Origin of the sequence: Aeromonas sp. S5(2024) (assembly GCF_041403025.1) — a bacterium.
Taxonomy (GTDB): Bacteria; Pseudomonadota; Gammaproteobacteria; order Enterobacterales; family Aeromonadaceae; genus Aeromonas; species Aeromonas hydrophila.
Map to the genome: position 1 here is coordinate 439,731 of NZ_JBGLRI010000002.1, position 12,077 is coordinate 451,807.

The window sequence follows — 12,077 nt, forward strand, 5'->3', positions numbered from 1 at the left end:
AAGGGCACTCTGGTCCAGCCTTCTCGAGAAGGCATGAAAAGGATACCGGTGTGGAGACAAATTAGCGGTTCTGTTTGCGTTCTCCATGCGCTGTACCTCGCACCCGGGAACCGTCATGTTCTTGTATACACGGTGTTTCGGGATTGGGTGGCATAAATTTTGGCCACTTAGTACAAGGCTTGAACACAATGACAAAACCTTGTTTATTATCCCATTTAAACCACTTTTATAGCAAGGCGCCATTTTTCAACAAAGCATGCAGCCAAGGGCCGCCGGCAGTGTTAAAATCCGCGCCATGACACAGATACATCAACAAGTGCAGCTGCTCACCATCGAAGCTGAGCATGAAGGGCAGCGCATCGACAATTTTCTCAAGACTCAGCTAAAGGGCGTCCCCAAGAGCCTGATCTATCGCATCCTTCGCAAAGGGGAAGTGCGCGTCAACAAAAAGCGCATCAAACCGGAATACAAACTCTGCACTGGTGACGAGGTACGGGTCCCCCCCGTGCGGGTTGCCGAAAAGAACGAACTGCCCTCGGCCAATCTCAGCAGCATCCAGCGTCTGGAGAGCCAGATCCTGTTTGAAGATGACGCCATGATAGTGCTGAACAAGCCGTCCGGCATGGCGGTACACGGCGGCAGCGGCCTGAGCTTTGGCGTGATTGAAGGGCTGCGCGCCCTGCGCCCGGAAGCCCGTTTCCTCGAACTGGTGCATCGGCTCGATCGCGACACCTCCGGCGTACTGCTGGTTGCCAAGAAGCGCAGCGCCCTGCGCAGCCTGCATGAGCAGCTGCGGGTCAAGACCATGCGCAAACAGTACCTGGCGCTGGTGCGTGGCCAGTGGCAGCCTCACGTCAAGGTGGTCAATGCGCCGCTGCGCAAAAATGACCTGCAATCCGGCGAGCGGGTAGTGCGGGTCAGCAGCGATGGCAAGCCTTCCGAGACGCGTTTTCGGATTGCCCGTCAGTTTGCCGAGGCCACCCTGGTGGAGTGCAGCCCGATCACCGGTCGTACCCATCAGATCCGGGTGCATACCCAGCATGCGGGTCACCCCATCGCCTGTGATGACAAGTATGGAGAAGCCGCATTTGACGATAAAATGCGCAGCCAGGGGCTGAAACGACTGTTTTTGCATGCCTGGAAGCTGAGCTTCATCCATCCGGCCGATGGCCGCGAGATGCAGGTGGAAGCCCCGCTGGCCCCCGAACTCGACGACTTCCTGAACAAGTTAGCTCGCTGATGCAGACCATCCGGCTCGCCATCTTCGACTGGGACGGTACCCTGATGGACTCGGTGGGCCGGATTGTTGCCTGTGTGGCGCACGCGGCTCGCGATTGCGGTGAGCCCGTGCCCACCGCCGTCGAGACGCACCAGATCATCGGTCTCAGTCTGGAGGTCGGTATCCCCCGGCTGTTTTCCCTGGAGCAGGGGGGTGAGCGGGCCAATGCCCTGATCGCCCGTTATCGCCACCATTACGTCCATGACAGCACACCCAGCCCGTTGTTCGCCGGGGCGAGGGAACTGTTGCTGCATTGGCATGCACAAGGGGTGGCCCTGGCGGTCGCTACCGGCAAGTCACGGCGTGGATTGGACCGGGTACTGGATGAAACAGGGTTGCGGCCGCTCTTTGCCGCCACGCGCGGGGCGGACGAGGCCAACTCCAAGCCTGATCCCCTGATGCTGACGCAAATTCTGGATGAGCTGGGCATTACCCCGCACCAGGCGGTGATGATCGGTGATTCCATCCACGACATGGCGATGGCCGAGGCGCTGGCCATGCCGCGGATCGGGGTGAGCTGGGGCGTGCACGACCGTGCACGCTTGCTGGCCCACCATCCACTGGCGGTGGTTGATACCATGGCGGAGCTTCAGCGATTGCTGAGTTAGCCTTGCGATATAACCGATGAATAAACGAAAAACGGGAGCCTTGGCTCCCGTTTTTCGTGGTTGGCATATCGTGCCCATCAGGGCAGGGCGATACCGTGGCGGGCCAGCAGCTCGATCAGGCCGATCAACGGCAGGCCGATCAGTGCATTGGGATCGCGCCCTTCCAGGGCCTTGAACAGCACGATCCCCATGCCTTCACACTTGAAACTGCCCGCACAGTCGAGGGGCTGTTCAGCTTCTACATAGCGGCGGATGGCCGCCTCATCGAGCTGGCGAAAATGAACGGTGAAGGGTTCTATCAGCTGTTCGGCGCGGCCAGACGCGGCGTCCAGCACGCACAGGCCGGTATAAAAGGTGACGCTGCGCCCCTGAGCCGCCATCAGCTGGGCCACCGCTCGCTCGACCGTTCCCGGCTTGCCCAGGATCCGACCATCACAGACGCACACCTGATCCGAACCGATGATCATCCCCTGATCATGCTGATCGGCGATGGCACGGGCCTTGGCATGGGCAAGGCGAGCCACCAGCGTCTGTGCATCCTCCCCGGGCAGCACGGATTCATCGACATTTGGCGCGGCGCACTCAAAGGGGAGGCCCAGCTTTTCCAGCAGGGCTTTGCGGTAACGGGAGGTGGAGGCGAGGATCAGGGGGCGCGACATGGCAATCAGGTATCCAGGTTCAGAAACGGGCAGGCGTCGATGGTATCGCCCCCGTGCGGCGAGGGCAAATATCGCCGCCATTCTCTCCAGCATGTCGAGATTGGAAAACACAGCTATCGGCTTATTCATCCGGCCTGACGTTATAGTGCCCCGTCGATGCTACCCATTCGCTGAGGACGCTGAGGAGTCACCATGGGCCGTTACATGCTCTGCTGTTTTTTGATGATCACGCTCTACCCGGTAGGGATCGATCTATATCTGGTGGCGTTGCCCAACATAGGTGCCAGCCTTCAGGCCAGCGAGGCTCAGCTGCACACCGCGTTTTCCCTCTATCTGCTCGGCATGGCCGCGACCGTCCCGCTGGCCGGCCTGCTGGCGGATCGTCACGGCCGCAGGCCGGTGATCCTGAGTGGGGCCGGCTTGTTTATGCTGGCGTCGCTGCTGGCCGGCAGCGCCGCCGACACCGCGCAGTTTCTGCTGGCGCGGGTCGGCCAGGGGGCAGGGGCCGGCGCCCTCTACATCATGACCTTTACCGTGCTGCGAGACGTGTTGCCACCGGCTCGGCTGGCGGCCGTGCTGTCGGCCATCAATGGGGTCATCTGCGTGATCCCCGTGCTGGCGCCGCTGCTGGGCTATCTCATCCTGACCGGCTTCCCATGGCCTGCCATCTTTCAGGCCATGGCGCTGCTTGGCGGCGTGGTGCTGCTGCTCAACCTGCTGGGGTTGAAAGAAAGCCTGCCGCGGCACCCTGAGTCATCCTCGAGTGCGTCAGCAGCCCGCTTTGCCTTCTTGCGAGTGCCGCAGTTCCTCTGGATGTGCGCGTTGAGCAGTGCCGGCATGACCTGCATTCTGACCTATGTCAGCACTTCACCCATGATCCTGATGACCCAGAGGGGGCTGGCAACCGCAGAGTATGCCCGCATCATGATGATCATGGCGATGATCAGCATGATCACCTCCTTCTTCGCCCCCTTGTTGCTGCGTCGACTCCACAAGCACAGCCTGCTCGCACTGGCCCACGGTGGGTTGGGGTTGGCGCTGCTGCTGATCCTGGCCTCTCATCTTGAGAGCTCCTGGGGCCTTTGGCTGCTGCTGGCAGGCTTTGCCTTCACCTGCATCGGTTTTTCCGCGAGCTTCGGCATCGCCATGGGCGAGGCGCTGGCCAGTTGCCGTCATCAGATAGCGCTCGCCAGCGCCACCCTCTGTCTTGCCCAGATAACCGTGAGCGCCGGCTATATCTGGCTGATGGGGTGGCTTGGCTTTGCCCCCAGCACGCTGCTTGCCTGTGCCCTGCTCGGCGCCGTGTTACTCTATCTGCTCTTTCGCGCCCTGGGGCCGGTCTTCGACAGCCTCGCCTATGGTGCCCCGGTCATGGAGAATCCCTGAGCATGCGTCCCTTGATCGACCTCGATCTCAATTTGTTGGTGGTATTTCGGCTGTTGCTGCAAGAGCGCAGTGTCACCAAGGCTGCCAAGAAACTCAATGTCACGGCGCCCACCGTCAGCAAGGCGCTGGCGCGGCTGCGCGACTGGTTCGACGACCCGCTGTTCCTTCGCACTCTGCGGGGGTTGGAGCCCACCAATCTGTCGCTCACCCTGGAGGAAGAGCTCAAGGAGTGGTTCCAGCTATCGGGCAACATCGCCTCCCTCTGCGGCAATGCCATTCCGGAGGGGGCCGCGTTCAGGCTGGTGCTGGAGTCGCCCTTTTACATCAGCTTTCTCAATGATCTGCCCATGGTGATTTATGAAACCTATCGCAAATCGACCATCCGGATCATGAACTGGGACCATCACTCCCTCAACGACATCATCAATGGCGATGCCGATCTCGGCTTCTGTGCGAGGGAAACCCACCCCAGCTCGCTGGCCAGGGTCAACCGGCTGCCCTATTACATCGATCACGAGGTGTTGTTCGAAGACAGGCCCATGGTGTTTTTGCGCAGGGATCATCCGCTGCTGGCCCGCACCTGGAATCTCGACAACTTCCTCGCCTATCCCCATGTCAGCGTGGTGTGGGAGGCGAGCGATGCCTGGGCGCTCGACAGCCTGCTGGATGATGAGGGGCTTAGCCGGCAGGTGCCGATCCGGGTCTCCAGCTTCGAGCAGGCGCTGCACATCGCAGCCCAGTCAGACCACGAACTGATCGCGGTGGTGCCCTCCTATTGCGCCAGCTATGCCCGCCAGCACCACGACAATCTGATCTCCTTGCCGCTGCCGCTGGATGAAGCCCTCTATCGGCAACTCGACATCGCCTTCATCCTGCTCTGGCACAAGCGCAACAACCACAACACCAAGGTGCTGTGGCTGCGCGACGAGATCAAACGGCTTTACCACCAGCATATCGGGACCGCTGGCGCGGGTTAACCCTGGCCTCTACCTCGCAGGGCCAGAAAAACGGCTATAAGCATAGGAATGGGCAAGGCGGGGTCATGGATGATGAGAGTCGGGATATGGCTGTTATGGTTGCTCTGCGTGCCGGCCTGGGCACAGGGCTGGCACCTGCAGGCGGGGGAGGCGGGCATATTGCTCTGGAGCCGGGCTCATCCTCCCGGCGCTTTTCTGGCTTTGCGCCTGGAGATGAACGTGGCCGCTCCGCCCTCGGCGCTGCTGGCCGTACTGCGTGATACCGCCCGCCATCAGGAGTGGCTGCCTCAGAGCCTGGAGGTAAGGGTGCTGGCCAAGCCGGCGCCCGATGAAGATCTGGTCTATACCCGGCTCTCTGCGCCCTGGCCGGTGCAGGAGCGGGAGCTTATCACCCACTCTCGCCTGCAACGCCAGCCAAATTGCGGTCTGGTACTGACGGTATGGGCCGCCCCTGATGCTCTGCCGCCTTACCCCGGTCGGGTGCGGATCCGCACCAGTGAAGGACGCTGGGAGGCGGTGCCGCAACTCAACGGCACCACCCTGATACGCCTCGAAACTTATACCAACCCGGGTGACAATCTGCCTGGCTGGCTCATCAACCCCATCGCCGCCCAGGCGGCGCTGGACAGTTTTCGGGCCATCCGCCGTCTGATGGAGGCCATCCCGCCCGAACCTTGCGCTTGTCCCCATATGCGGCAGGGGCGCCAAGTCGGGCTGTGCGGCAACCATCCATGAACCCCGAGGGGGCAGGGGAGTGGTTGAGTCACCTGCGCTGTGAAATTCTGCTGTCAAGGAGTGCGCCGGATCCCCACCGTCAGCGCAAATGCGGCCAGGATCCGGTGTCGGATTCGTTGGTTTATGGCATAATCAGCCACCGGTGAGCGCAAGTTCCGCCATGTGCGGGGGTTGTGAGGTTAAAATCATCGGCGGTAAGGACTTTTTCCTTTGACTATCAGTTGTTGGACCTATAATATTCGCGCCCTATGCAAAAGGTGAAGTTGCCCGTAAAGGTTGATCCAGTCCGTAGTGCCTCGAAGCTGCTCGATTATGTCGGGATAGTGGAAAAGTCGCAGATGCCCAGGCTGGAGGAATCAACCGCAGGCTTGCAGAGTGATATCGATGTATCGCTGCACTTTGGCAAAGATGTCCAGAAGTTGACCGTTATGAAAGGCACTGCCCATGCCAAGGTTGACCTGGTTTGCCAGCGTTGTGGAGAAACATTCGAGCATCTCTGTGAAGCTGAATTTATCTACACTCCGCTGTTCGAGAGAACAAACGAGGAAGAACTGCCGGAAGCTTATGAGCCCATTGAGTTGGACGAAAACGGCGAGATGGATCTTCATCAAATCCTGGAGGATGAACTCATCCTCTCGTTGCCGCAGGTGGCCATGCATCCCATGGATGCTTGCCCGCGCGGTAACATGGAGATGACCTGGGGTGAAATCGAACCTGCTGATGAGCGGCCGAATCCCTTTGCAGTTCTTGAAGAGCTTAAACGTAAGTGAATTTAGGAGTTAGCCTACAATGGCCGTACAACAGAACCGTAAAACCCGTGCCAAGCGTGGCATGCGTCGTTCCCACGATGCGCTGACCACCGCTGCCCTGACTGTTGATCAGACCAGTGGCGAAATTCATCGTCGTCACCACGTGACTGCCGATGGTTTCTACCGCGGTAAAAAGGTAATCGCTTAAGGATTGCCTTTGTCTACGCAAACTGTCGCGCTAGACATCATGGGGGGAGATATTGGCCCCTCGGAAACAGTGCCTGCCGCCGTGCAGGCACTGTCTCTTTTACCCCAGCTGAAATTGATCCTGGTCGGTGACCAGCACCAGACCACCCCCCTCCTGCAGCAACATGGCTTGCTCAATCACCCTCGCGTCCGTTTTGTACATGCCTCCCAGGTCGTTGGGATGGGCGACAAACCGATCGTGGCACTGCGTACCCTGAAAGACTCCTCCATGCGAGTCGTACTCAATCTGGTCAAGAGCGGCGAGGCCGATGCCTGCGTCAGCGCCGGCAACACAGGTGCACTGATGGCCATGGCCAAATGCGTGCTCAAATCCCTGCCCGGCGTCGACCGACCCGCCCTCATCAAGGCGCTGCCCACCCTGTCCGGCAAACGCACCGTGATGCTGGATCTCGGTGCCAACGTCAGCTGCGATGCCGACACCCTGCTGCAGTTTGCCGTGATGGGGTCAGTGGTGGCTGAAAAGGTGGAGGGGGTTGCCACTCCCAGGGTAGCCCTGCTCAACGTGGGGGAGGAGGAGATCAAGGGCAACGATCTGGTGCGCCACAGTGCCGAACTGCTGCGCCAGTGCCAGGCACTCAACTTCGTTGGCTTTGTCGAAGGGGATCGAATTTTTAGCGGCGAGTGCGACGTTATCGTCTGCGACGGTTTTGTCGGCAATGTCGCCCTCAAGACGGCGGAGGGGGTGGTGCGGATGATGGCCCAACTGGCCGGATATCCCCGCAAGAAACGCAGTTTTCTTGGCCGTATCGCCGGATTTATGTTCAAACGACGTTTTTCTTACCTGAACCCCGACCAGTATAACGGTGCAAGTCTGTTAGGATTGCGCGGCATTGTGGTAAAAAGCCACGGGCGGGCCGAACGGCGCGCCCTGTGTAACGCGATCCTGCTGGCCGCGCAAGAGGCCAAGCATCAACTTCCATTGCAAATAGCAGATCGCCTTGAATCTGTCTTTTCCGACAGGGATCTATAAGAACTCTATGCATAGCAAAATTTTGGGTACTGGCAGTTATCTGCCGAACTCGGTACGTACCAATGCCGATCTCGAACAGATGGTGGAAACCAGCGACGAGTGGATTGTGGAGCGTACCGGGATCCGTGAACGTCGCATTGCCGGTGCCGATGAAACCGTCGCCACCCTGTCTCACCAGGCCGCTCTGCGCGCCCTGGACGCGGCGGGCCTGACCGCCGCCGATCTCGACATGATAGTGCTGGCCACCACCAGTGCCGAGAACGCCTTCCCGGCCGCCGCCTGTGAATTGCAGGGCCTGCTCGGGGTGCAAGGGATCCCGGCTTTTGACGTGGCCGCCGCCTGCGCCGGCTTCACCTACGCGCTCTCCATCGCCGATCAGTTCGTCAAATCCGGCGCTGCCCGCCACGTACTGGTGGTCGGGGCCGATGTGCTGTCGCGCATGTGCGATCCGGAAGATCGCGGCACCATCATCCTCTTTGGTGACGGGGCAGGGGCCGTGGTGATCGGCGCCAGCGACACGCCGGGCATTCTCTCCACCCATCTGCATGCGGATGGCCGTTACGGCGATCTGCTCAAGCTGCCGCAGCCGCGCCGCGGTATGCCGGGGGCCGAACTTGAAGCCTACATGTACATGAAGGGCAACGATGTGTTCAAGGTGGCGGTCACCCGTTTGAGCGAGATCGTCACCGAGACCCTGGCCGCCGCCGGCATCGCACCGAGCGAGCTGGACTGGCTGGTGCCTCATCAGGCCAACTTCCGCATCATCAGCGCCACCGCCAAGAAGCTTGGCATGGGGCTGGACAAGGTGGTGCTGACCCTCGACAAGCACGGCAACACCTCTGCCGCCTCCGTGCCCATCGCCTTCGATGAAGGGGTGCGTGACGGCCGGATCAAACCGGGCCAGCTGGTATTGCTGGAAGCCTTCGGCGGTGGTTTTGCCTGGGGCTCGGCGCTGGTTCGCCTCTGATCGTGGTCGGGATGAGCAATCTGGCTCATCCTGCCGCTCTCATTTTTGTCTTATCTAAAGGAATCAATGATGACCCAATTTGCCATTGCCTTCCCGGGACAGGGCTCCCAAACCGTCGGCATGCTGGCCGAGCTGGCCGAACAACATGCCGTGATCAAGGAGACCTTCGCCGAGGCGAGCCAGGTGCTGGGTTATGACCTGTTTGCCCTGGTGATGGATGGCCCGGCCGACGATCTGAACAAGACCTGGCGTACCCAGCCTGCTTTGCTGACAGCTTCTGTCGCGCTGTGGCGTCTGTGGCAACAGCAGGGTGGGGCAACCCCCGCCGTGATGGCTGGCCACAGCCTGGGTGAGTACTCCGCCCTGGTGTGCAGCGGTGCACTGGCCTTTACCGATGCGGTCAAACTGGTCGAGCTGCGTGGTCTGGCCATGCAGGAAGCCGTACCGGAAGGCACCGGTGCCATGGCCGCCATCATCGGGCTGGACAATGACGCCATCGCCGCCAACTGCGAAAAAGCGGCGCAAGGACAAGTGGTCTCCCCGGTCAACTTCAACTCTCCGGGCCAGGTGGTCATCGCCGGTCACAAAGAGGCCGTCGAGCGTGCCAACGTGCTGATGAAAGAGTCCGGCGCCAAGCGTGCACTGCCGCTGCCGGTCTCCGTGCCTTCTCACTGCGCCCTGATGAAACCTGCCGCAGAAAAATTGGCAGCTGCGCTGGACGGGATCGAGATCAAGGTTCCTGCCATCGCTGTCATCAATAATGTCGACGTATCCTGTGAACAGGATCCGGCCGCCATCAAACAGGCTCTGGTGCGTCAGCTGTACAGCCCGGTTCGTTGGACCGAGACTGTCGAGCGGATGGCCAATGAGGGGGTTACCCTCGAGATCGAGATGGGACCGGGCAAGGTATTGACCGGGCTCGCCAAGCGCATCGACAAGCGCGTGGAAGGTATTCATGCCAACGATGCAGCCTCTTTCGAGCAGGCGCTGGCCCAGATCAAGTAAACAGGAGCAAGTAATGAGCTTTACCGATAAGGTTGTGTTGGTGACCGGTGCCAGTCGTGGCATCGGCCGTGCAATTGCCGAAACTTTTGCGGCCCGTGGCGCCAAGGTAGTCGGCACGGCGACCAGCGAGAGCGGCGCCGAGGCGATCAGCGCCTATCTGGGTGAACAGGGTTGCGGCATGGCACTGAACGTGACCAGCCAGGAATCCATCGAAGCCGTCTTCGCCGCCATCAAGGCGCGTTTTGGCGACATCGACATCCTGATCAACAACGCCGGCATCACCCGTGACAACCTGCTAATGCGGATGAAGGATGATGAGTGGAACGAGATCATCGACACCAACCTCACTTCCCTGTATCGACTGAGCAAACCGGTGCTGCGTGCCATGATGAAGAAGCGCAATGGCCGCATCATCAGCATCGGCTCCGTGGTGGGCACCATGGGCAACGCCGGTCAGGTCAACTATGCGGCCGCCAAGGCGGGGCTGGTTGGTTTTACCAAGTCGCTGGCTCGTGAAGTGGCCTCCCGCGGCATTACCGTGAACGCGGTTGCCCCCGGTTTCATCGAGACCGATATGACCAAGGCGCTCAATGAAGAGCAGCGTGCCGGCATCATGAGCCAGGTGCCTGCCGCTCGTCTGGGCGACCCGAAAGAAATTGCCGCTGCTGTGGTATTCTTGGCATCGGATGATGCCGCCTACATCACTGGCGAAACCCTGCATGTTAATGGCGGGATGTACATGGTGTAATCAATTTGTCGTGAGATCTGTTCAAATTTGCGATAGTACGCCGAAGTTTGGCGAATTTCGTGGTTTGACCAGCGGCAAGCCACTTGCAAACTCACGTCAATTGAATAAACTACCCCAACCAGACGCAATAGCGTATTTTTAAAGGAAAATTCAGGTCATGAGCAACATCGAAGAACGCGTAAAGAAAATCATCATCGAACAACTGGGTGTTAAAGAAGAAGACGTTAAGAACGCTGCCTCCTTCGTCGACGACCTGGGCGCTGACTCTTTGGATACCGTTGAACTGGTAATGGCGCTGGAAGAAGAATTCGATACCGAAATTCCTGATGAAGAAGCCGAGAAGATCACCACTGTTCAAGCGGCTATCGACTACATCACCGCTAATCAGGAATAAGTTCCTGTTCTGAAAGAAGCGGCCCAAGGGCCGCTTCTTTTATGTTTACCCCTTTTCAAAACACCTCTCGGAGACTACCTCAGTGTCAAAACGCAGAGTCGTGGTGACCGGCTTGGGGATGCTTTCCCCGGTAGGCAACACTGCCGAATCCAGCTGGCAAGCCCTGCTCAACGGGCAGAGCGGCATTTCTCCCATCGAACACTTTGATGCCAGCGAGTTTGCGACCCGTTTCGCAGGCCAGGTCAAGGATTTCGATCCCGAGCAGTACGGTATCAACCGCAAAGAAGCTCGCAAGATGGACCTCTTCATCCAGTACGGTATCGCCGCAGGCATACAGGCGCTGGATGATGCCGGTCTCGTCATCAACGAGGCAAATGCCGAGCGCGTCGGTGTGGCGATCGGTTCCGGTATCGGCGGCCTGGGTCTGATTGAACAGAACCACAGCAGCCTGGTCAACGGCGGCCCCCGCAAGCTGAGCCCCTTCTTCGTGCCGTCCACCATCATCAATATGGTGTCCGGTCATCTCTCCATCATGAAGGGTCTGCAAGGGCCGAACATCGCCGTGACCACCGCCTGCACCACAGGTACCCATGCCATCGGCATGGCCGGCCGGATGATCGCCTACGGTGATGCGGACGTGATGGTGGCCGGCGGTGCCGAGAAAGCCTCTACCCCGATGGGGATGGGCGGTTTTGCGGCGGCCAAGGCGCTCTCCAACCGCAACGACGAGCCCACCAAGGCCAGCCGTCCGTGGGATAAAGATCGCGACGGTTTTGTGCTGGGTGATGGTGCCGGGGTGCTGGTGCTGGAAGAGTACGAACACGCCAAGGCCCGCGGCGCCAAGATCTACGCCGAGCTGGTCGGTTTTGGCATGAGTGGCGATGCCTACCACATGACGGCGCCTCCCGCTGACGGCAACGGTGGCGCCCGCGCCATGCAAAATGCCATCAAGGATGCCGGTATCGCCCCCGAGCAGGTGGGCTACATCAACGCCCACGGCACTTCCACCCCCCTGGGTGACGTGGCCGAACTGCGCGGCATGAAAGCGGTGTTTGGCGAGCATGCCAAATCTCTGATGATCAGCTCCACCAAGTCGATGACCGGTCACCTGCTGGGTGCCGCCGGCGCCATCGAGGCGATCATCACGGTACTGGCGCTGCGCGACCAGATGGCGCCGCCCACCATCAACCTGGACAACCCGGATGATGAGTGCGATCTGGACCTGGTGCCTCATGTTGCCAAGGCTGGCAACTTCGAATATGCCCTCTCCAATTCCTTCGGTTTTGGTGGCACCAATGGCTCACTGATCTTCAAACGCGTATAATTCGCCCTG

14 protein-coding genes are annotated in these 12,077 nt (G+C 59.8%); 13 read left to right on the plus strand and 1 reads right to left on the minus strand.

The genetic code is table 11. The features are described from left to right. Positions 1-295 precede the first annotated feature (295 nt). Both rluC and ACB032_RS05735 read left to right on the plus strand, forming a co-directional pair. Entirely contained in the window at positions 296-1,240 is a 945-nt protein-coding gene (gene rluC / locus ACB032_RS05730) for a 23S rRNA pseudouridine(955/2504/2580) synthase RluC (RefSeq protein ID WP_371137541.1), read from the plus strand. Further along, complete coding sequence (locus ACB032_RS05735; RefSeq protein ID WP_371137542.1) at positions 1,240-1,887, plus strand: HAD family hydrolase; 648 nt, start codon at positions 1,240-1,242, stop codon at positions 1,885-1,887. The genes rluC and ACB032_RS05735 overlap by 1 nt, the downstream gene beginning before the upstream one ends. A gap of 77 nt (positions 1,888-1,964) precedes the next feature. Here ACB032_RS05735 and ACB032_RS05740 read toward each other — a convergent pair whose 3' ends face one another. After that, the gene (locus tag ACB032_RS05740) at positions 1,965-2,546 is read right to left on the minus strand and encodes a nucleoside triphosphate pyrophosphatase (protein WP_371137543.1); all 582 of its coding nucleotides are present in this window, start codon (positions 2,544-2,546) and stop codon (positions 1,965-1,967) included. Between the two features lie 192 nt (positions 2,547-2,738). Between ACB032_RS05740 and ACB032_RS05745 the strand changes: the two genes are divergently transcribed. The 11 genes from ACB032_RS05745 (at position 2,739) to fabF (ending at position 12,068) form a co-directional block, all read left to right on the plus strand. Further along, a complete protein-coding gene (locus tag ACB032_RS05745) occupies positions 2,739-3,932 on the plus strand; it encodes an MdtL family multidrug efflux MFS transporter (RefSeq protein ID WP_371137544.1) in 1,194 nt (397 codons plus the stop codon). A gap of 2 nt (positions 3,933-3,934) precedes the next feature. Continuing rightward, on the plus strand, positions 3,935-4,909 hold the full coding sequence (gene yidZ / locus ACB032_RS05750; RefSeq protein WP_371137545.1) for an HTH-type transcriptional regulator YidZ: 975 nt from the start codon (positions 3,935-3,937) through the stop codon (positions 4,907-4,909). A gap of 69 nt (positions 4,910-4,978) precedes the next feature. Further along, positions 4,979-5,644 (plus strand): START domain-containing protein, encoded by a 666-nt coding sequence (locus tag ACB032_RS05755; RefSeq protein ID WP_323994123.1) that lies wholly within the window; start codon positions 4,979-4,981, stop codon positions 5,642-5,644. Between the two features lie 248 nt (positions 5,645-5,892). Continuing rightward, positions 5,893-6,414 (plus strand): 23S rRNA accumulation protein YceD, encoded by a 522-nt coding sequence (gene yceD / locus ACB032_RS05760; protein ID WP_011706102.1) that lies wholly within the window; start codon positions 5,893-5,895, stop codon positions 6,412-6,414. Positions 6,415-6,433: 19 nt separating this feature from the next. Then, positions 6,434-6,601, plus strand: a complete 168-nt coding sequence (gene rpmF / locus ACB032_RS05765; RefSeq protein ID WP_005300935.1) for a 50S ribosomal protein L32 — start codon at positions 6,434-6,436, stop codon at positions 6,599-6,601. A gap of 9 nt (positions 6,602-6,610) precedes the next feature. Beyond that, positions 6,611-7,630, plus strand: coding sequence for a phosphate acyltransferase PlsX (gene plsX / locus ACB032_RS05770; RefSeq protein WP_017782847.1), 1,020 nt, complete (start codon positions 6,611-6,613; stop codon positions 7,628-7,630). Positions 7,631-7,637: 7 nt separating this feature from the next. Beyond that, complete coding sequence (locus tag ACB032_RS05775; protein WP_016350719.1) at positions 7,638-8,597, plus strand: beta-ketoacyl-ACP synthase III; 960 nt, start codon at positions 7,638-7,640, stop codon at positions 8,595-8,597. 69 nt (positions 8,598-8,666) lie between these two features. After that, on the plus strand, positions 8,667-9,602 hold the full coding sequence (gene fabD, locus ACB032_RS05780) for an ACP S-malonyltransferase (RefSeq protein WP_371137546.1): 936 nt from the start codon (positions 8,667-8,669) through the stop codon (positions 9,600-9,602). Between the two features lie 13 nt (positions 9,603-9,615). Further along, complete coding sequence (fabG, locus tag ACB032_RS05785) at positions 9,616-10,350, plus strand: 3-oxoacyl-ACP reductase FabG (RefSeq protein WP_005300916.1); 735 nt, start codon at positions 9,616-9,618, stop codon at positions 10,348-10,350. Positions 10,351-10,507: 157 nt separating this feature from the next. After that, on the plus strand, positions 10,508-10,744 hold the full coding sequence (gene acpP, locus ACB032_RS05790; protein ID WP_005300909.1) for an acyl carrier protein: 237 nt from the start codon (positions 10,508-10,510) through the stop codon (positions 10,742-10,744). Positions 10,745-10,826: 82 nt separating this feature from the next. After that, a complete protein-coding gene (gene fabF, locus ACB032_RS05795; protein ID WP_017408413.1) occupies positions 10,827-12,068 on the plus strand; it encodes a beta-ketoacyl-ACP synthase II in 1,242 nt (413 codons plus the stop codon). Positions 12,069-12,077: the final 9 nt, after the last annotated feature.